Source organism: Bordetella genomosp. 13 (assembly GCF_002119665.1).
GTDB lineage: Bacteria > Pseudomonadota > Gammaproteobacteria > Burkholderiales > Burkholderiaceae_B > Bordetella.
Genome location: NZ_CP021111.1, coordinates 4426708 through 4446824 on the forward strand (window position 1 = coordinate 4426708; position 20117 = coordinate 4446824).

General features: G+C 67.7%; 18 protein-coding genes. 5 read left to right on the forward strand and 13 right to left on the reverse strand.

Annotation, left to right across the window (positions count from 1 at the left end):
- Positions 1 to 102: 102 nt before the first annotated feature.
- From CAL15_RS19915 to mgtE, 3 genes are all read left to right on the forward strand, one after another.
- Positions 103 to 1149 (forward strand): YeiH family protein, encoded by a 1047-nt coding sequence (locus CAL15_RS19915; protein WP_086080077.1) that lies wholly within the window; start codon positions 103 to 105, stop codon positions 1147 to 1149.
- 154 nt (positions 1150 to 1303) lie between these two features.
- On the forward strand, positions 1304 to 1714 hold the full coding sequence (locus CAL15_RS19920) for an acyl-CoA thioesterase (protein WP_086080078.1): 411 nt from the start codon (positions 1304 to 1306) through the stop codon (positions 1712 to 1714).
- Positions 1715 to 1724: 10 nt separating this feature from the next.
- On the forward strand, positions 1725 to 3194 hold the full coding sequence (gene mgtE / locus CAL15_RS19925) for a magnesium transporter (RefSeq protein WP_086080079.1): 1470 nt from the start codon (positions 1725 to 1727) through the stop codon (positions 3192 to 3194).
- 85 nt (positions 3195 to 3279) lie between these two features.
- Here the strand turns inward: mgtE and CAL15_RS19930 are convergent, their stop codons facing one another.
- Complete coding sequence (locus tag CAL15_RS19930) at positions 3280 to 3900, reverse strand: gamma-glutamylcyclotransferase (RefSeq protein ID WP_086080080.1); 621 nt, start codon at positions 3898 to 3900, stop codon at positions 3280 to 3282.
- Between the two features lie 201 nt (positions 3901 to 4101).
- Positions 4102 to 4560 carry an Lrp/AsnC family transcriptional regulator gene (locus CAL15_RS19935; protein ID WP_086080081.1) on the reverse strand — a complete coding sequence of 153 codons (459 nt, stop codon included), beginning with the start codon at positions 4558 to 4560 and terminating at the stop codon, positions 4102 to 4104.
- Between the two features lie 348 nt (positions 4561 to 4908).
- On the opposite strand from CAL15_RS19935, the gene CAL15_RS19940 reads away from it, so the two are divergent.
- Positions 4909 to 5442 carry a cysteine dioxygenase family protein gene (locus CAL15_RS19940; RefSeq protein WP_086080082.1) on the forward strand — a complete coding sequence of 178 codons (534 nt, stop codon included), beginning with the start codon at positions 4909 to 4911 and terminating at the stop codon, positions 5440 to 5442.
- 24 nt (positions 5443 to 5466) lie between these two features.
- On the opposite strand, the gene CAL15_RS19945 is transcribed toward CAL15_RS19940, so the two are convergent.
- The 3 genes from CAL15_RS19945 to CAL15_RS19955 all read right to left on the reverse strand — a co-directional run bounded on the left by CAL15_RS19945 (position 5467) and on the right by CAL15_RS19955 (position 10123).
- The gene (locus CAL15_RS19945; RefSeq protein WP_086080083.1) at positions 5467 to 6186 is read right to left on the reverse strand and encodes a VOC family protein; all 720 of its coding nucleotides are present in this window, start codon (positions 6184 to 6186) and stop codon (positions 5467 to 5469) included.
- A 16-nt stretch (positions 6187 to 6202) separates the two neighbouring features.
- The gene (secA, locus tag CAL15_RS19950) at positions 6203 to 8935 is read right to left on the reverse strand and encodes a preprotein translocase subunit SecA (protein WP_086080084.1); all 2733 of its coding nucleotides are present in this window, start codon (positions 8933 to 8935) and stop codon (positions 6203 to 6205) included.
- A 177-nt stretch (positions 8936 to 9112) separates the two neighbouring features.
- The gene (locus CAL15_RS19955) at positions 9113 to 10123 is read right to left on the reverse strand and encodes a M23 family metallopeptidase (protein WP_086081205.1); all 1011 of its coding nucleotides are present in this window, start codon (positions 10121 to 10123) and stop codon (positions 9113 to 9115) included.
- 126 nt (positions 10124 to 10249) lie between these two features.
- Here CAL15_RS19955 and CAL15_RS19960 point away from each other — a divergent pair, with 126 nt between their 5' ends.
- Positions 10250 to 10657, forward strand: a complete 408-nt coding sequence (locus CAL15_RS19960) for a flagellar hook-length control protein FliK (RefSeq protein WP_086081206.1) — start codon at positions 10250 to 10252, stop codon at positions 10655 to 10657.
- 87 nt (positions 10658 to 10744) lie between these two features.
- Here the strand turns inward: CAL15_RS19960 and lpxC are convergent, their stop codons facing one another.
- The 8 genes from lpxC to ftsW all read right to left on the reverse strand — a co-directional run bounded on the left by lpxC (position 10745) and on the right by ftsW (position 20004).
- Positions 10745 to 11668 carry a UDP-3-O-acyl-N-acetylglucosamine deacetylase gene (gene lpxC, locus CAL15_RS19965; RefSeq protein WP_086080085.1) on the reverse strand — a complete coding sequence of 308 codons (924 nt, stop codon included), beginning with the start codon at positions 11666 to 11668 and terminating at the stop codon, positions 10745 to 10747.
- A 248-nt stretch (positions 11669 to 11916) separates the two neighbouring features.
- Entirely contained in the window at positions 11917 to 13110 is a 1194-nt protein-coding gene (gene ftsZ, locus CAL15_RS19970) for a cell division protein FtsZ (RefSeq protein ID WP_086080086.1), read from the reverse strand.
- Between the two features lie 180 nt (positions 13111 to 13290).
- On the reverse strand, positions 13291 to 14517 hold the full coding sequence (ftsA, locus tag CAL15_RS19975) for a cell division protein FtsA (protein WP_086080087.1): 1227 nt from the start codon (positions 14515 to 14517) through the stop codon (positions 13291 to 13293).
- A gap of 4 nt (positions 14518 to 14521) precedes the next feature.
- Positions 14522 to 15334: a cell division protein FtsQ/DivIB gene (locus tag CAL15_RS19980; protein WP_086080088.1), complete on the reverse strand. Its 813-nt coding sequence runs from the start codon at positions 15332 to 15334 to the stop codon at positions 14522 to 14524.
- A gap of 9 nt (positions 15335 to 15343) precedes the next feature.
- Complete coding sequence (locus CAL15_RS19985) at positions 15344 to 16321, reverse strand: D-alanine--D-alanine ligase (protein ID WP_086080089.1); 978 nt, start codon at positions 16319 to 16321, stop codon at positions 15344 to 15346.
- A complete protein-coding gene (gene murC, locus CAL15_RS19990) occupies positions 16318 to 17727 on the reverse strand; it encodes a UDP-N-acetylmuramate--L-alanine ligase (RefSeq protein ID WP_086080090.1) in 1410 nt (469 codons plus the stop codon). Before murC ends, CAL15_RS19985 begins: the two co-directional genes overlap by 4 nt.
- 1 nt (position 17728) lies before the next feature.
- Positions 17729 to 18814, reverse strand: coding sequence for an undecaprenyldiphospho-muramoylpentapeptide beta-N-acetylglucosaminyltransferase (gene murG / locus CAL15_RS19995; protein ID WP_086080091.1), 1086 nt, complete (start codon positions 18812 to 18814; stop codon positions 17729 to 17731).
- Positions 18811 to 20004 carry a putative lipid II flippase FtsW gene (gene ftsW / locus CAL15_RS20000; RefSeq protein WP_086080092.1) on the reverse strand — a complete coding sequence of 398 codons (1194 nt, stop codon included), beginning with the start codon at positions 20002 to 20004 and terminating at the stop codon, positions 18811 to 18813. The genes murG and ftsW overlap by 4 nt, the downstream gene beginning before the upstream one ends.
- Positions 20005 to 20117 lie beyond the last annotated feature (113 nt).

The following is a 20117-nucleotide window of genomic DNA, read 5'->3' on the forward strand; positions in this document are numbered from 1 at the left end:
GTTATATAAGACATTACGATATTAGCTATCCGAATTAACCATTTTTCAGATAGTAGCGCGGCGTTTAATATTTCCGGAAGTTATTTGAATATATAGAAAGTCGTGGACGCATCGCTCACCGCCCCTACTCCCACCCCCTGGCGCGACAAGCTCAATGGCGTGCTGTTCGTCGCGCTGATGGCTGGAGCGGTGGTGCAGTTGGCCGATCTGCCCGTCATTCGCGGCCTGGGCTTCTCGCCGTTGGTGGTGGGCATCGTGTGCGGCATGCTGTACGGCAATTTCCTGCGCGGCACCATGCCCGCCGAGTGGGGTGCGGGCGTGCATTTCACGGCGCGCAGGCTGCTGCGCATCGCCGTCGCCTTCTACGGCCTGAACATCAGCATCCAGCAGATCGCCGCCGTGGGTCTGCCAGGACTGGCCGTATCGGTGGCCATCGTGGTGGGCACGCTGGCCCTGGGCGCCTTCGTCGGCCAGAAACTGCTGGGCCTGGACCGCGACACCGCGGTGCTGACCTCAGCCGGCAGCGCCATCTGCGGCGCCGCCGCAGTGCTGGCCTTCGAGCCCACGCTGCGGGCCGCCCCGCACAAGAGCGCCGTGGCCGTGGCCACCGTAGTGCTGTTCGGCACGCTGTCGATGTTCCTGTATCCGGTGTTCTATCACGCCGGCTGGCTGCCGTTCGACACCCAGGCGCTGGGCATTTTCATCGGCGGCACCGTGCACGAAGTCGCCCAGGTCGTGGGCGCCGCCAGCAACATCGACCCGGCCACTACCGAAGTCGCCACCATCGTGAAGATGACGCGCGTCGCGCTGCTGGTGCCGGTGCTGATCGCACTGGGCCTGTGGCTGCGCAGCCGCGCCACGCGGTCCGACGAATCCGGAAGCCGCGGCGCCAAGCTGCCCATCCCGTGGTTCGCCGTAGGCTTTCTGGCGCTGGCCATCGTCAACTCGCTCAACGTGCTGCCCTCCGATGCCGTCGCGGCGATCCGCAGGATGGACGTGTTCGCGCTCACCATGGCCATGACTGCGCTGGGCATCGAGACTCGCTTCGCGCAGATCCGCAAGGCCGGCCCCCGCGTGCTGGCGCTGGGCGCCGTGTTGTACGCATGGCTGCTGTTCGGCGGCTACGCGCTGGTCAAGATGGCGGCCTGAACTCCGTCGCGGCGACGCCTGCGCGCCGCTTTCCACGCCGGCGGACGGCGCGCGGCACGGGCCGCATGCACCCAGGTTGCACTGCCGCAAACCGCCGCGCCGCGTTCACGTTTTTCCTGCATAATCGACCGGTTCTTCTTCCGGAGCCGGTCGCATGACTTCCACCGCACATCCCACCAAAGTCAGGCTGCCGGAAGGCCGCGAACCCGTCCTGCGGGTCATGCCCATGCCGGCCGATGCCAACATCCACGGCGACGTCTTCGGCGGGTGGATCATGGCGCAGGTCGACATCGCCGGCTCGATACCGGCAGCGCGGCGCGCGGCCGGCCGGGTCGCCACGGTGGCCGTCAACGCATTCCAGTTCAAGCAGCCCGTCTTCGTCGGCGACCTGCTCAGTTTCTATACGTCCATCACCAAGACCGGCAACACGTCCGTCACGGTCTCGGTCGAGGTGTATGCCGAACGCCAGCGGCTCGATGCCGAGGTCGTCAAGGTCACCGAAGCCACGCTGACCTACGTGGCCACCGACGAGGCTCGCCGCAGCCGCCCCCTGCCTCCGCTCTGAGCCAGCCAGCATGACCAACACCGCCGAGCAGAAACCCGCTGCCGCGCCTCGCCGGCTCGATCCCGAAGATGCCCAGCACGCCCTGGCGGCGGTGCAGGAGTGCCTGCGCCGCCAGATGCTGGTGGAAAGCCTGGTGCATCGCCAGGAACAGGGTGACGCCAAGGCCACGCTGGTCGAAGACCTGGTGCATCGGCAGCACGAAGCCGAACTGAAGGCGCTGGTCGACGACCTGCATCCGGCCGACATCGCGTTCATTCTCGAGTCCCTGCCCAAGGAAGAACGCCAGACGGTATGGAACCTGGTCAGCGCCGAACACGACGCGGACGTGCTGCTCGAGGTGGAAGACTGGGTCCGCGAATCGCTGATCGAGGCGATGGACCGGCAGGACCTGGTCGCGGCCACCGGCAACATGGATGCCGACGAGCTGGCCGACCTGGCGCCCGACCTGCCGCCCGACGTGGTGGCCGAGGTGCAGAAGGGCCTGACCGAGGAAGAGCGCGCGCAGCTGCTCGAGGCCATGGGCTACCCCGAGGACAGCGTCGGCGCCATCATGGACTTCGAGATGGTCCGGGTGCGCGAGGACGTCACCCTCGAAGTCGTGCTGCGCTATCTGCGCCGCCTGCACGAACTGCCCGATCACACCGACCAGATATTCGTGGTCGACCGCCAGGACAAGCTGCAGGGCGTGCTGCCGATCTCGGTGCTGCTGGTCAGCGAGCCCGACTCGGAAGTGCACAGCGTGATGAATACCGATTTCCTCGCGCTGAACCCGCTGGACTCGGACGCCGACGCCGCCGGCGCCTTCGAACGCTACGACCTGGTCTCGGCGCCGGTGGTCGACGACCAGAGCCGCCTGATCGGCCGCGTGACCATCGCCGACGTCGTGGACGTGATGCGCGAAGACTCGCAGGAACAGGCGCTGTCGCGCGCCGGCCTGCAGGAAGAGGACATCTTCGCCCCCATGGTGAAGGCCCTGCGCAACCGCGCCCCGTGGCTGCTGTTCAACATCTGTACGGCCGCCACGGCTTCTTTCGTGGCCTCGCAGTTCGAGGACACCGTCAGCCACATCGTGGTGCTGGCATTCCTGATGTCCATCGTCGCCGGCATCGGCGGCAACTCGGGCAACCAGACCATGACCATGATCATCCGCGCGCTGGCCATGGGCCGCATCACGCCGCGCAACCTGTGGCAGCTGGTCAAGCGCGAGATGATGGTCACGCTGATGGTCGGCCTGTGCGGCAGCCTGATGGCGGCCCTGTTCGCATGGATCATCTCGCGCTCGATCTGGGTGGCCATCGTGATGATGGCGGCGATGATCTGCAACATGCTGGTGGGCGCGGGCATCGGCGTGCTGGTGCCGATGCTGCGCTCGCGCTTCGGCAAGGATCCCGCCATCGGCTCGTCGGTGCTGCTGACCTTCGCCACCGACTCGCTGGGATTCTTCATCTTCCTGGGACTGGCGACGGTCTTCCTGCTGTAGCGCAGAGACACGGCCGCCAGCGCGCGGGCGGGCATTCCGCGCGGTGGCCGAGCACCGGGCAAAACGGCCGGATACCCGGCCTCCGTCAGACAGCTTCCGGCTGCAGCGACGCGCTCAGCTTGCGCACCAGCGCGGCCAGGCGGCCATCGTCGATGCCGCAGGCGCGCAGCGCCCGCTCGGTTTCGATCACGTAATCCAGGCAGGGGCCGGACTGCCCCACCGCGCCCTGCACGGATGCCATCAAGCGGTCTTCGCTGAGCTCGCCCGCGTAGTGCCCGCAGGCGCGATTCAGCAGGAATACCAGTCCGCGCACCGGACCGTCCGCGGTCGAGCAGGCCAGCCAGCGCGGCACATAGGCGCCGTTGGGCATTTCGCGCTGCCACAGCGCCTGGAATACCGGCACCACGTCCGCGGCCGAGACGCGGAACGCCACGCCGCGGCAGCAGCCCCCTCGGTCGAGGCCGAAGACCAGGCCCGGCGCATCGGGCGAGCCGCGATGGTCGTGCGACCACAGGCAAAGCGATCGGTGATAGCCGCGGACAGTCGCCAGGCGGCGCTCCTGCCAATGAAAACCGGGGCGCCAGATCAGCGAGCCATAGCCAAAGACCCAGACGTCATCGATGCCATTCCAATCCGCCAACAGCGCCTCGATGGAGGACGCCGGGCATACCCCGCCGCCACATGCGGCCGCCCCTTCCGACGACATGATGCTGCCTGGACCTCGTACCAGAAAACGATGTCCGTAATGCTACGCCGGTTCATGCAGAAATTTTTTGCCCGATCGGCGGCTGTAGCGTCGAACCGACGCAATCCAGGTCGATGGAAATCGACTGTAGCGGCAAAATTTTTGCCCTGCGCCGCGAGCGGCCCGCCCATCACGCCAGGCCGCGCCGTACCGGGTGCGCGCTCAGGCGGCGTCCAGCGGCAGTTCGGTCGTGCTCTTGATGACTTCCATCGAGAAGCTGGCGCTGACGTCCAGCAGGTCGACCGTCTCGATCAGGCGGCGGTAGAAGCGGTCGTACGCGGCCATGTCCTCGACCACGACCTTGAGCAGATAGTCGATGTCGCCCGCCATGCGGTGGAACTCGACCACGTTGGGCAGGGCCGTCACGGCGCCGACCAGGCTTTGCGTCCACTTGGCATTGTGCTGGCTGGTCTTGATGGAGACGAAGACGGTCAGGTGCAGGCCCAGCGCCTTGGGGTCGAGCAGCACGGTGTTGCGGGCGATGACGCCGTCGTCCTTGAGCTTCTGGATGCGGCGCCAGCAGGGCGTGACGGACAGATTCACCTGTTCGGCAATGTCGGCCACCGAGCAGGTGGCATCCTTCTGCAGCAGGCTGAGTATCTTGATGTCCGTGTGGTCCACAGTGCTATCCCCTGGAAGGCCCGGCCGCGCGAGGCGGCGGATGATCGGCGCCGGCCCCACGCTCACCGGCGTCGCGCGCGGCCGTATCTTGCCCTGTCCGCCGGCTTGCGTCCACCCGACAATGACACATTTCCGTACGATCAGTCATAGTCTCAGGATACGTTTCATCCTGGCGGACTGCAAACCCCTCACGCCTGTGCGGGCATTCCGGCATGACAGGTAAAATTTTCTAAAAAATATGCTCTCAGGGGTAGATTTCCGCAAAGTCATTCCGCAGCCCCCGGCTTAGGATGGGAATCAACCGGCGCGACCGTCGCGCCACCCTGTTCCGCTTTCATTCCAGTCCGCATGTCCCTCATCCCCGCGCCCTCACCGCTGCAAGCGCTGTGCGCCTCGGTCGAACAGGCCCAGCGCCGCGCCGCCCACGCGTTCCTCCATGAACTGAGCGCCAGCGTGGCGCACGCGGGCCACGATGCGCTGGCGGGTCTGCCACACGAGCTGCGGCATGGCTGTCCCGAGCGCTACACGCGCCACGTCGCCTACGCCGATCCGCATGGCAGCTTCACCATCGTGTACCTGATCTGGCAGCCTGGCCAATACAGCCCCGTGCACGGACACAAGAGCTGGTGCACCTATCGGGTGTTGCAGGGAGAGTTGACGGAGACGCACTACCGCTGGGATCCCGCGACCCGGCAGGCGCGCGAATGCGGCGGCGCCATGCGCCGGCCGGGCGACATCGTGACCGCCACGCCGGGCCTGGAGCAGATCCACCGCCTGGGCAACGGCGGCGATTCCATTGCGATCTCATTGCACATCTACGGCGTGGCCGAGGCGGATATCGCCACCGGCGTCAACCGCGTGGTGCACAGCGCCGGCCACTGAGGCGCGCACGCCGGGCGCATCACCCTACAGGCCGGTGTCCAGCGTGTAGTGCGCGCCGCTGCGGTTTTCCAGCGTGAGGGTACTTAGCACGGGAACGGTGGCGGCCGCATCCTGCGCCACGTGCAGGCGCAGATTGCCCAGCTGCAGATCCCAGCCGCCGGTCGCGGGCTCGACGGGAACGTCGACGATCCGTCCCAGGCGGCGGGCGACGTCCTCGGCCTGCGCGGCCCGGGCGTCGATGCGATGGATGGCCTGGGCGCCGTTGGGATGGGCCATCAGCGACGGCACCCAGACGCACTCGGGCGTGAGGTGCCGGCAGAAATACATGCGGATGCCGGGGATCGGCTGCTCGGCAAAGCGCACGGTGTGAAAGCGCGCCTGCACGGTTTCGCCGTCGACCTGGGCCGGGCGCGTGAGTTCTTGCACGGGGTTGACCTTGAACCCCGCCGCCAGCAACCGCTGATAGGTGGCCTCGGCGTCGTAGGTGCGGAACACCAGCGCCTCGAGGCCGAACGGCGAATCGGCGATTTCCTTGCGCGCCGGAGGCGCTCCGGGTGGCCAACCCAGCAGCTCGACGTACGTGCCGTCCAGCGCGATCAGCCGGTTGCACGACCCCAGGTTGTGCACCGAGGTCTCGCTGAGCAGAAAGCCCTGGCGCTCGAAATGGGGCGCCAGCGCTTCCAGGCGGTCGCGCACCATGACGACGGCATGATCGAACTCGGTACGGCCTACGGAGTGCAACATGGCTGCGCCTTTCGGATCAGGTGAGTTGGCCGTGGCAGTGCTTGTACTTCTTGCCGCTGCCGCACGGGCACGGGTCGTTGCGTCCCACCTTGGGCACGACATTGCGACTGGGCGAGGAAGCCGGCGTATCGGCATTGGCCGCGGCCAGCGCTTCTTCGTAGTCGGAATGATGGTACTGCACGTTCTGCACTTGCGCCTGCGCGGCTTCGGCCTGTTCGACCTGTTCGGGCGACTGCACCCGCACGGTCATCAGCACGCGCACCACGTCGCCGCGGATGCGGTCGAGCATGCCCGAGAACAGCTCGAACGCTTCGCGCTTGTATTCCTGCTTGGGATTCTTCTGCGCGTAGCCGCGCAGATGGATTCCCTGGCGCAGATAGTCGAGCGACGACAGGTGTTCGCGCCAGTGCGTGTCGATGGCCTGCAGCATGATCGAGCGCTCGAACTGCGACCACGACTCGGCCCCGACCTGCGCCACCTTGCCCGCGTACACGGCGCGCGCCGCTTCGCTGACGCGTTCCAGCAGCTCTTCGTCGGTCAGGTTGGGCTCTTGCTCGACCATGTCGGCCAGGGGCAGGTCCAGCTGCCAGTCGGCCGCCAGGGCGTTCTGCAGCCCGGCCACGTCCCACTGTTCTTCGACCGACTCGGCCGGGATGTGGCTGCGGAACAGCTCGGTGACCGCGCCATCGATCAGGCTCTCGACCGTCGCGCCGATGGAACCCGCTTCGAGCACTTCGTTGCGCTGGGCGTACAGCACCTTGCGCTGGTCGTTGGCGACGTCGTCGTATTCGAGCAGCTGTTTGCGGATGTCGAAGTTGCGGCCCTCGACCTTGCGCTGCGCGGTCTCGATGGAACGCGTCACCATGCCCGCCTCGATGGGCTCGCCTTCGGGCAGCTTCAGGCGTTCCATGATGGCGCGCACACGATCGCCGGCGAAGATGCGCATCAGCGGATCTTCCAGCGACAGGTAGAAACGCGACGAGCCCGGGTCGCCCTGGCGGCCGGCGCGGCCGCGCAGCTGATTGTCGATGCGGCGGGATTCGTGGCGCTCGGTGCCGATGATGCGCAGGCCGCCGGCGGCCTTGACCTGCTCGTTCAGCGGCTTCCATTCGGCGCGCACCTTCTCGATGCGCGCGCTGCGTTCGGCTTGCGGCAGCGTTTCGTCGGCCTGGATCAGCGCCACCTGTTTGTCGACGCTGCCGCCCAGCACGATGTCCGTGCCGCGGCCCGCCATGTTGGTGGCGATGGTGATGTGGCCCGGCTTGCCCGCCTCGGCCACGATCTCGGCCTCGCGAGCGTGCTGCTTGGCGTTGAGCACGTCATGCGGCAGGCGCGCCTGCGTCAGCAGGTTGGCGAGCACCTCGGAGTTCTCGATGCTGGTGGTGCCCACCAGGACGGGCTGGCCGCGCTGGTGGCAGTCGCGGATGTCCTCGAGGATGGCGTTGTACTTCTCTTGCGCCGTCTTGAAGACCTGGTCGTTCTGATCCTTGCGGATCATCGGCTTGTTGGTCGGGATCAGCACCGTTTCCAGGCCGTAGATCTCCTGGAATTCATAGGCCTCGGTGTCGGCCGTGCCCGTCATGCCCGACAGCTTGTCGTACATGCGGAAGTAGTTCTGGAACGTGATCGACGCCAGCGTCTGGTTCTCGTGCTGGATCTTGACGCCTTCCTTGGCCTCGACGGCTTGGTGCAGGCCATCGGACCAGCGCCGGCCCACCATCAGGCGGCCCGTGAACTCGTCGACGATGACCACCTCGCCGTCCTGCACCACGTACTGCTGGTCGCGGAAGAACAGCGTGTGGGCGCGCAGCGCCACCATCAGGTGGTGCATCAGCGCGATGTGGCGCGGGTCGTACAGCGATTCTCCCTGCGGCAGCAGGCCGACGCGCGACAGCACTTCCTCGGCGTGCTCGTGGCCGGCCTCGGACATGTAGACCTGCTGGCTCTTCTCGTCGACCCAGTAGTCGCCCTCGGGCTCGGGCTCGTGGGGCTTGGGCTCGGATGCCATGCGCTTGAGCAGCGGCGGCACCGTGTTCATGCGGATGTAGAGCTCGGTGTGGTCTTCGGCCTGGCCCGAGATGATCAGCGGCGTGCGGGCCTCGTCGATCAGGATGGAGTCGACCTCGTCGACGATGGCGTACGACAGGCCGCGCTGGCGCCGATCTTCGGCGCGATATTCCATGTTGTCGCGCAGGTAGTCGAAGCCGAATTCGTTGTTGGTGCCGTAGGTGATGTCGGCGCGATAGGCGGCGATCTTCTCGTCATTGGGCTGCTGGGGCACGACCACGCCGGTGCTCAGGCCCAGGAAGCGGTACAGGCGGCCCATCCATTCGGCGTCGCGACGGGCCAGGTAATCGTTGACCGTGACGACGTGCACGCCCTTGCCCGACACGGCATTCAGGTAAACCGGAAGCGTCGCCATCAGCGTCTTGCCTTCGCCGGTGCGCATTTCGGCGATCTTGCCGTTGTGCAGGGCGATGCCGCCCAACAACTGGACGTCGAAGTGCCGCATGCCGAACACCCGCTTGCCGGCCTCGCGCACGACCGCGAACGCCTCGGGCAGCAGGTCGTCGAGCGTAGTGCCCTGCTCGTGGCGCTTACGGAATTCGTCGGTCTTGGCGGCCAGCGCCTCGTCGGACAGCGCCGCGATCTGCGGCTCGAGGCCGTTGATCTGGCTGACCAGCTTGCGGTACTGCTTGAGCAGCCGGTCGTTGCGGCTGCCTATGAGTTTTTTGAGCAGAGAAACCATGCTTGTCGTTTCGGCAAGGGCGATGCACGCGCGACGGCGCGAGGGCATCGCCTCAGGTCTGAATGAGGGTGCGTTGAGCGGGACGGATCCGCCGGAAAACGATCGAGTGTAACGCACCTGCGAAGGATGACCGGCAACACGCCGGCCCCCATGAACGGCCGTGCGGCCGCGCGCGCCTCAGCGCGTCTGGGTGGCGTCAGCGGGCGGGGCCGTGGCAGTGGCCGAACCCGAGGCGGTGGCTTGCGCGTGCGCGACGGCCGGAGGCGCCGTCTTGGGGGCGCCGAGGAACAGGCGGGGGTCCAGCGGCTGGCCTGCCAGCCGCACTTCGAAGTGCAGGTGCGCGCCGGTGGACCTGCCGGTGGAGCCGACCCGCGCCACCTCCTGGCCGCGCTCGACCAGGTCGCCCTGCTTCACCTTGAGGCTGGAGGCATGGGCATAGCGGGAGATCAGGCCGTCGCCATGGTCGATCTCGACCATGTTGCCGTAGCCCGGCTGATAGCTGGCCTCGAGCACCACGCCGCCGGCCGCGGCCAGGATGGGCGTGCCGACGGGCGCGGAGAAATCCAGCCCTTCGTGCATGGCGTAGCGCCGGGTGAACGGATCGCGGCGCCAGCCGTACGACGAACTGAGATAGGGGAAATCCACCACGGGCATGGTGGTCGGCAGCCGCGCCTGGTCCGCGGAGCGGCGCGTGAGGGCGACGTCGAGCAGACGCAGATTGTCGGACTGTTGCGTCATGCGCACCATCAGCTCGTCCAGCTGCCGGCCCAGGGCCTCGGCCGATTCGGCGCTGGGGGGCTGGCGGTCGGTGAACAGGTCGTCCATGACGTCGGTGGCTTCGTCGTGCGTCACCGTGGCCTGCGCCAGCTCGGGATCGGAATAGGCCACGCCGGCCACCTCGGCCACGCGCTTGCCCAGGCCGTCGATGCTGGCCAGGCGGGCCTGCAGCGTGCCCACCTTGGCCGCCAGCATGTTGACCGTTTCGCGCAGGAAGGCGGCCTCGCGATCGGGGTGGGGATCGCCGGCGTAATCGGGCATGCCGCTGGCCGTGACCGACGCGGTCTGCGCGAGGTATCGTTGCAGAGAAGCCCCGAAGACGGCTGCGGCGACCAGCAGAACACCCAGCAAGGCGGCCAGGCGCACGCCTTCCAGGGTGAGATGCCCGGGCTGTCCGCCGCGGGCGTGCATAATCACGATCTTCAAGGTTTGTTTCCTGTAATTCGAGCCGGCATGGTCAGACCCGCCAACTCTCGTCCGCGTTCCCAATCCAGCCGCCGCTCGGGCGAGACCGCCCTGGGCTGGCTGGGCCTGGACATGCGCGGGGCCGGCGTACTGGCCACGGCGCGCATGCACCTGCAGATTCAGCAGGCGGTGGCGGCCATTCTGCCGCCGGGGCTGGGCGCGGTGTGCGTGGTAGCCCGGCTGGAAAGCCAGCGTCTGCAACTTGCCGTGCCGGGCCCGGCGCATGCCGCGAAGCTGCGCCAGCTGGCGCCGCGCATCGCGCAGGCGCTTGCCGCGCAAGGCTGGAACCTTAACGAAATAAGCGTGAAGGTTCAAGCCGGCATGCCCCGGCCTGGGGCAAAAGCGCCCCGCCCGCCCAAGCTGGCACAACCGCTGGGGCCTACTGCGCTGGACGCCTTCGAGTCACTGGGGCGGAACGTGCGGCCCGGACCTCTGGCCGACGCGATCGCGCGCCTGCTGCAGCATCATAAAGGTGAGTAGCGCTCCGGCCGGTGACGAAAGTACCGGAGCTTTTGCAACGCCGCGCCCGGGCAGCGGCGCCCGGACGCAGCGCGAGGCCTCACGCCGTCAGGCGAGCTGCCATTCGTGGCGGAACGCCTGCGGGGCCTCGGCCTGGGACTCGTAGCTGACCAGCTCCCAGGCGTCCTGCTGCGCCATCAGCGCGCGGGCCAGTTGATTATTAAGGGCGTGGCCCGACTTCGAGGCCACGTAACGCGCCACCAACGGCTTGCCCAGCAGGTACAGGTCGCCGATGGCATCCAGAATCTTGTGTTTGACGAACTCGTCGTCGTAGCGCAACCCGTCGCTGTTGAGCACCCGGTATTCGTCCATGACGATGGCGTTGTCCAGGCTGCCGCCGCGCGCCAGACCCATCGAGCGCAGCGCCTCGACCTCGTTGACGAAGCCGAAGGTGCGGGCGCGCGCGATCTCGCGCACGTAGGAATGGGTGGCGAAGTCGATCTCGGCGAAATTGGCCGTGGAGTCGATGGCGGGATGGCGGAAATCAATGGAGAACGCCAGCGCGTAGCCTTCGTGCGGCTCGAGGCGCGCCCACTTCTCGTTGCGGCCCTCGCCCTCGCGCACTTCGACGGGCTTCAACACGCGGATGAAGCGCTTGGGCGCGTTCTGCTCGACGATGCCGGCCGAGCGCAGCAGGTACACGAAGGTGGCCGCGCTGCCGTCCATGATGGGGACTTCTTCGGCCGTGAGGTCGACATGCAGGTTGTCGATGCCCAGGCCGGCCAGCGCGGACATGAGGTGTTCGACGGTGGACACGCGCACATTGCCCTGCTGCAGCACCGACGCCATGCGCGTATCGCCGACCGCGTCGGCGCGCGCCGGCAGGTCGACGACCTCGGGCAGGTCGACGCGGTGGAAGACGATGCCGGTATTGGCTTCGGCCGGACGCAGGGTGAGCTCGACGCGGCGGCCGGAGTGGACGCCAACACCGGTCGTGCGAACGAGATTCTGTATGCTGCGCTGTCGGAACATGTCGATGAAAATATCTGGGCCTGCGCCCTGAAATTACTGCTTCAGGCGCGACTACAGGAGACAAACATTGTAACCCGGCTGGAATATTGCCGCCATCTTGCGGTAATACGCCGAAACGGGATTCTTTGTACTAAACCCGTCCCTATATTATTCTCGCCGCGGACGGCTCCGCGTCCGGCCCGCCACGGGAAAGCGGGCCGGAGTTGAGGGAGGTACTGCCGGCCCTCGCGGGCCGAGGCTTGCGCCGTTCAGTCTGCCTGCTTGCGCAGGAACGCCGGGATGTCAAAGTGATCCATGCCCGAGCTTTCCAGCGCGCGCACCTGGGCCGAAGCCTGGCTGCGCGGGTTGCGCATCACCGAGGGCATGTCCAGGTTGCGGTAGTCGCCACCCTGTTGGCCGGCGGCGGCCATCATGCCGGCCAGCGGCAGGTTGTCGGTGCCGGTGCGCAGCGCCTCGGCGGCGCTCTGCACCAGTTGCGGACGCGCGGCGGCGCGGCCCAGGCCGGTGGCCACGACGGTCACGCGCAGCGACTCGCCCATGGCCTCGTCGTACGCGGTGCCGAAGATCACGGTGGCGTCGTCCGAAGCATAGCTGCGGATCGTTTCCATGATCTCGCGCGTTTCGCGCATCTTCAGCGAGCGGCTGGCGGTGATGTTGACCAGCACGCCGCGCGCGCCGTTCAGGTCCACGCCTTCCAGCAGCGGGCACGCGATGGCCTTTTCGGCCGCCACGCGGGCACGGTCGGCGCCCGACGCGGTCGCGGTGCCCATCATGGCCTGGCCCTGCTCGCCCATGATGGTCTTCACGTCTTCGAAGTCGACGTTGACGTTGCCTTCGACGTTGATGATCTCGGCGATGCCCGCGCACGCGTTGTGCAGGATGTCGTCGGCGGACTTGAAGCAGTCTTCCTGCGTCGCGTCCTCGTCCATCAGTTCATACAGGTTCTCGTTCAGCACGACGATCAGCGAGTGCACGTGCTTGGCCAGTTCGCTGATGCCGTCCTCGGCCATGCGCAGGCGCTTGTTGCCTTCGAACGAGAAGGGCTTGGTGACCACGCCCACCGTCAGAATGCCCAGCTCCTTGGCCACTTCGGCCACCACCGGACCCGCGCCGGTGCCCGTGCCGCCGCCCATGCCGGCGGTGATGAACACCATGTGCGCGCCGTTCAGCGCCGCGCGAATCTCTTCGCGCGCCGTCTCGGCCGAGGCGCGGCCCTGCTCCGGCTTGGCGCCGGCGCCCAGGCCGGTGCGGCCCAGGCGGATCTGCACGGGCGCGTTGGTCGCGGCCAGTGCCTGCGCATCGGTGTTGGCGCAGATGAAATCCACGCCGCTCACGCCGCTGCGAATCATGTGCGCCACGGCATTGCCGCCCGCACCGCCCACACCAACGACCTTTATCACGGTCCCTTTGGTGTTGTTCTCAAGCATCTCGAAATTCATCATGATGACTCCCTCACAAGTCCGATTTGCAAATCACAAAATTCCCGATTACTGCCTTTTTCTTGTGAATCGCCTCAAAGCAGAAGCCGACCGGGTAGTCCGCCACGGGTTTGAAGCGCCTCCTTCGGGTCCGTTTTTCTTTTTCAAGGACGGACCTCCGGCGGGCTTTACGCCTACCGTTCCCTAATTCATGAACCACTCCTTCATGCGCGCCAGCAGCGACTTGAAGTTGCCGGTCTGCGCCGCCACCTTGCGGCCGCGCAGGCGCTGCATGCGCGCCTCCTGCAGCAGGCCCATCACGGTGGAGAAGCGTGGATTGCGCATCACGTCGGCGAGGCTGCCCTCGTACTCGGGCACGGCCACGCGCACCGGCTTCAGGAACACGTCCTCCGCCAGCTCGACCATGCCGGGCAACTGGGCGGTGCCGCCCGTCAGCACCACGCCCGACGCCAGCAGGTCTTCGTAGCCGGAATCGCGCACCACCTGCTGCACAAGGCCGAACAGTTCCTCGACGCGCGGCTCGATGACGGCGCCCAGCGCCTGGCGCTTGACCTGCCGCGGACCGCGATCGCCCAGGCCGGGCACCTCGACCGCCTCTTCGGGGCGGGCCAGCACCTGCTTGGCCACGCCGTAGCGCAGCTTGATCTCTTCCGCGTCCGGCGTGGGCGTGCGCAGCATGGCCGCGATGTCGTTGGTGATCTGGTCGCCGGCGATGGGAATCACCGCCGTGTGGCGGATCGCGCCGCCGGTGAAGATCGCCACGTCGGTGGTGCCGCCGCCGATGTCGACCAGCACCACGCCCAGCTCCTTCTCGTCGGAGGTCAGGCAGGCCAGGCTCGAGGCCAGCGGCTGCAGGATCAGGTCCTGCACTTCCAGGCCGCAGCGTCGCACGCACTTGACGATGTTCTGAGCCGCGCTGACCGCGCCGGTGACGATGTGCACGCGCACTTCCAGGCGCAGGCCGCTCATGCCGATGGGCTCGCGGATGTCTTCCTGGCCGTCGACGATGAACTCCTGCGTCAGCACGTGCAGCACCTGCTGATCGGTCGGGATGTTGACCGCCTTGGCGGTCTCGATCACGCGCGCCACGTCAGTGGCGGTCACTTCCTTGTCCTTCACGGCCACCATGCCGCTGGAGTTGAAGCTGCGGATGTGGCTGCCCGCGATGCCGGTATAGACGTCGCGGATCTTGCAGTCGGCCATCAACTCGGCCTCCTCCAGCGCGCGCTGGATGGAGTTGACGGTGGTCTCGATGTTGACGACCACGCCCTTGCGCATGCCGCGCGACTCGTGCTGGCCCAGGCCAAGCACTTCGAAACGTCCTTCCGGCAGGATCTCGGCGACCACAGCCACTACCTTGCTGGTGCCGATATCGAGGGCGACGATGAGGTCCTTGATGTCACGGGTCATGGCGTTATCGTTTCTTGGGTGATTTCGTTTGAGGATGCGGTTCGGGCAGCGGGGCCAGCGCCAGCGCGAAGCCATTCGGATAGCGCAGGTCGGCCTGCGTCACGGTGCGGCCCTCCAGGCGCGTGACGACCGACGGCCACGCCTGCACGAAGCGCTGGATGCGCGCCGCGAACGGCAGCGCGCCGGGCAGGCCCAGCGGATCGGGCGCATCGGCGGCCGGGTCGCGCCCCAGGTCCAGCACCAGGTCGTTGGACAGCGTGGCCCGCCAGGCATATCGCGGGCTCAGTTCCAGCTCTTTCACGCGCAGGTCCAGCGGCGCGAACCAGCGCGCCAGCTCGGCGTAGCGCTGCACCACCAGTTCCTGGCTGCCCTCCGGCCCCGCGAACTGCGGCAGGTCCGCATCGTCGTCCAGTTCGCCCGTGTTGGCCGTGAACGCCTCGCCCCAGGTGTTGATCATCTGGTTCTCGTTCCACAGCGCCAAGGGCTGCTGCTCCTCGATGCGCACGCGCAGCGTGTTGGGCCAGATGCGCCTGACCGTGGCGCGCCGCACCCAGGGCACCGACTCGAACACCTCGCGCGCCTCGTCCAGGTCCACGGTGAAGAAGTTGCCCTGGAAGCGGCCGGCGATCGACGCTCGCACCGCGCCTGGCGACACATAGTGCAGCTGGCTGTCCGGCATGGGCTCGAGCTCGATGGCCGACAGCGTGAAATACGGACGCTGAGCCACCCATGCCACGCCGGCGGCGAGCATGATCGCTACCGCCAGCACGGCCAGCGTGTTGGCGATGAGGTTGATGGTACGGGCGTCGTTCCACACGATTTCCTGTCAATCCTTGCGTGCCGGGCTGCGTACTTTGCACGCCGCGCCGGCCAGTATCGTCACGCACAGGTCGGCGTAGCTCATGCCCACCGCCCGCGCCGCCATGGGGACCAGCGAATGGCTGGTCATGCCCGGCGACGTGTTCATCTCGATCAACCACGGCTGGCCCTTCCGGTCCAGCATGAAGTCCGCCCGCCCCCAGCCTTCGCAGCCCAGGACGCGATAGGCCTGCACCGCCAGCTCGCCGATGCGGTGCGCCACGTCGTCCGGCAGGTCGGCCGGGCAGAAATACTGCGTGTCGTCGGAGAAATACTTGTGCTCGTAGTCGTAGTTGCCGCCGGGCGCCGCGATCTCGATCACCGGCAGCGCACGGGCCTCGGACCCGCTGCCCAGGATGGCCACAGTCAGTTCGCGTCCGCTGATGAAGGCCTCGGCCAGCACGGTGCTGTCGAAACGCGCCGCCTCGGCATAGGCCGCCTTCATGTCCGAGTAGCCCGACACCTTGGTGATGCCCACGGTCGAGCCCTCGTGCGGCGGCTTGAGGATCAGCGGCAGCTGCAGGCGATCGGGCACCAGGCGCAGCTCGGTGGTTGAATCCAGCACTTCGAACGCAGGCGTGGGCAGGCCGTGCTGCAGCCACACGCGCTTGGTCATGATCTTGTCCATGGCCACGCTCGAGGCCATGGGGCCGCTGCCGGTGTACGGGATGCCCAGCAGCTCCAGCGCGCCCTGGATGGTGCCGTCCTCGCCGTAGCGGCCGTGCAGTGCGATGAACACGCGATCGAAGCCGGCCTGCGCGAGCTCGGCCAGGCTGCGCTCGCCGGTATCGAACAGATGCGCGTCCACGCCGGCCGAGCTCAGTGCCTCGTGCACGCCCGCACCGGACATCAGCGAGACGTCGCGCTCGGCGGACCGGCCGCCGTACAGCACGCCGACCCTGCCGAGGGCCTTGACGTCGATAACGGTGTTCGACGGGGTATTCATGCCCGACCTCCCAATTGCGCGGGCACGCGGCTGATCGAGCCGGCGCCCATCACGATGACCACGTCGCCGTCGCGCACGAAATCCCGCACGGCCTGCGGCAGCTCGGTCACATCGTCCACGAATACCGGTTCGATCTTGCCGGCCACGCGCAGCGCGCGCGTCAGGGCTCGGCCGTCCGCCGCGACCAGCGGGGGTTCGCCGGCCGAATACACCTCGGTCAGCAGCACGCCGTCGGCGGTGCCCAGCACGCGCACGAAGTCCTCGAAGCAGTCCCGCGTGCGCGTATAGCGGTGCGGCTGGAAGGCCAGCACGATGCGTCGCTGCGGCCACGCGCCGCGGGCGGCGGCCAGCGTGGCCGCCATCTCGACCGGGTGGTGTCCGTAATCGTCGATCAGCGTGAACGTGCCGCCGCCGTGTTCCGCGGGCACGTCGATATCGCCCCACTGCGTGAAGCGGCGGCCCACGCCCTTGAAGGCGGCCAGCGCTTCGGCGATGGCCCGGTCGGGTACGCCCAGTTCGGTGGCCACGGCAATGGCGGCCAGCGCGTTGCGCACATTGTGCAGGCCGGGCAGGTTCAGCTCGATGTGCAGGTCGGGCATCAGCCCCTGGTCGCGGTCGCGGCGCTGCACGCGAAAGCGCATGCGCGTGCCGTCCGGCTGCACGTCCTGGGCGCACACCTGTGCCTCGGGATTCAGCCCGTAGGTGGTGATCGGCCGGGACACGAACGGCATGATCTCGCGCACGTTCGCGTCGTCCAGGCACAGCACCGCGCTGCCGTAGAACGGCAGGCGCTGCGTGAACTCGATGAACGCGCTCTTCAGGCGCGCCACGTCGTGCCCGTAAGTGTCCATGTGGTCGGCATCGATGTTGGTCACGATGGCCATCACGGGCAGCAGGTTCAGGAACGAAGCATCCGACTCGTCGGCCTCCACCACGATGTATTCGCCCTGGCCGAGCTGCGCGTTGGCGCCGGCCGAGTTCAGGCGGCCGCCGATGACGAAGGTCGGATCCATGCCGCCTGCCGCCAGCACGCTGGCCACCAGGCTGGTGGTCGTGGTCTTGCCGTGGGTGCCCGCCACGGCAATGCCGCGCTTCAGGCGCATCAGTTCGGCCAGCATGACCGCGCGCGGCACCACCGGGATGCGGGCGGCACGAGCCGCGATCACCTCGGGGTTGTCGCCCGCCACGGCCGTGGAGGTGACGATGGCGTCGGCGTCGGCCACGTTGGCGGCATCGTGGCCTATGGCCACGCTCATGCCCAGGCTGGCCAGCCGGCGCGTGACGGCGGACTCGTTCAGGTCGGAACCGCTGACCTGGTAACCCAGGTTCAGCAGCACCTCGGCGATGCCGCTCATGCCCGAGCCGCCCACGCCGACGAAATGAATATGTTGGATACGGTGTTTCATGTCAGTTCCGCCGGCCCGCGGCCTGTTCGCAGACGTCGGCGATATGGACCGCCGCCTGGGGACGCGCATGCGCGCGCGCCCGTTCGGCGACGGCCTGGAGTTCGGATCGGGTGCGCTGGGCCAGCCAGCCGGCCAGCCACTCGGGCGTCAGGCCCGGTTGAGGTTGCAGCCAGGCGGCCTCGCCCTCTGCCAGGAAGCGCGCATTGGCGGTCTGGTGGTCGTCGATGGCGTGCGGGAAAGGCACGAACAGCGCGGCCACGCCGGCCGCGGCCACTTCGGACACCGTCATCGCGCCGGCCCGGCATACCATCAGGTCGGCCGCCGCCATGGCGCCCGCCATGTCGTCGATGAAGGCACGGCATTCGGCCTGCACGCCGGCATCGGCATAGGCTTGCGCCAGGGCCTCGATGTGTTGCTCGCCCGCCTGGTGCACCACTTGCGGACGCTGCTCCACGGGCAGACGCGCCAGCGCGAGCGGCAAGGTCTCGTTCAGCACCTGCGCCCCCAGGCTGCCGCCCACCACCAGCAGGCGCAGCGGGCCGCTGCGGCCGGCGTAGCGCTGGGCGGGCTCGGGCAGCGCGCACAGCTCGGCACGCACCGGGTTGCCCAGCACTTCACCGCGCGGCAGTACGCCGGGAAAGCCGCTGAGCACGCGGCGCGCCACGCGCGCCAGCCAGCGGTTGGCGGTGCCGGCCACGGCATTCTGTTCATGCACGACCAGCGGCATGCCGCGCAGCGCCGCCATCACGCCGCCCGGAAAGGCCACGTAGCCACCCATGCCCAGCACCACGTCGGGACGCACGTCGGAGAGCCGGCCCCAGGCCTGACCCAGCGCGCGCGTCAACACGAAAGGCAGCCGCAGCACCGCGGCCGCGCCGCGGCCGCGCAGGCCGGCGAAGCGCAGCGGCACCAGGTCGTAGCCGCGCGTGGGCACCAGACGCCCTTCCATCTTGTCGGGGTTGCCCAGCCACATCACGCGCCAGCCGCGCTGGCGCAGCACGTCGGCCACGGCCAGGCCCGGCATGATGTGCCCGCCGGTGCCCCCGGCCATGATCAGGATGGTGCGGTTGCGGGCGTCCACGCTCATACCCGCCCCCCGCGCATCATCACGCGGTTCTCGATGTCCACGCGCACCAGCAGTCCCAGCGCGCACAGGTTCATCACGATGCCCGAGCCGCCGTAGCTCATCAGCGGCAGCGTCAGGCCCTTGGTGGGCAGAAGGCCCAGGCACACGCCCATGTTGATGAAAGCCTGCACGCCGAACCACATCGCCACGCCATGCGCCACCAGGCCGGCGAAGGTGCGCTCCATGGCGATGGCCTGGCGGCCGATGTCGAAGCCGCGCTGCACGACGATGGCGAACAGGCAGATCACCAGCATCACGCCGGCGAAGCCCAGTTCTTCGCCCACCACGGCCATCAGGAAGTCGGTGTGGGCCTCGGGCAGGTAGTGCAGCTTCTCGACGCTGGCCCCCAGGCCCACGCCGAACCATTCGCCGCGGCCCAGCGCGATCAGCGAGTGCGACAGCTGGTAGGCGCTGCCGTAGGCATTCTCTTCGTTCCAGGGATCCAGATACGCGAACAGGCGCGCACGGCGCCACGGCGAGACCCAGATCAGCAGCAGGAACATGCCCAGCAGCACGGCCAACAGGCTGCTGAAGTACTTGCCGTTGATGCCGCCCAGGAACAGGATGCCGATGGCGATGGCCACGATCACCATGAAGGCGCCCAGGTCGGGCTCGAGCAGCAGCAGCATGCCCACGCCGCCCAGCGCGCAGGCCATGGGCAGGAAGCCGCGCGCGAACGCCTGCATGTGTTCCTGCTTGCGCACCGTGTAGTCGGCCGCATACACGACCGCGGCCAGCTTCATCAGTTCGGAAGGCTGGAAGTTGATCGGGCCCAGCGGAATCCAGCGGTGCGCGCCATTGACCTCGCGGCCGATGCCGGGCACCAGCACGGCGGCCAGCATCACCAGCGCCACCATGAACAGCGGCACCGCCATGCGCTGCCAGACGCGCACCGGTATGGTCAGCACGACCAGCGCGGCCAGCACGCCGGTGCCCATGAAGATGCCGTGGCGCAGGATGAAGTAGTACCGCCCGTACGACGCGTAGCGCGGGCCGTCGGCCAGGCCGATCGAGGCCGAGTACACCATCAGCAGCCCCAGCAGCAGCAGCGTCGAGGCGGCGACGATCAGCGCCATGTCGCAATTGCGCATGCGAGTGCGGCCGGGCGGCACGGCGTTGACGCTGGCAGTCAGTTCGGCGAACAGGCTCATATGCGGCCCCTTGCGCTACGCGCCGTCCCCCCAAGGGGGAGTTCGCCCTTGAAGCGGTTCTGCGGGAAGCAATCCGCCCCCTTGGCGCTACGCGCCGTCCCCCCAAGGGGGAA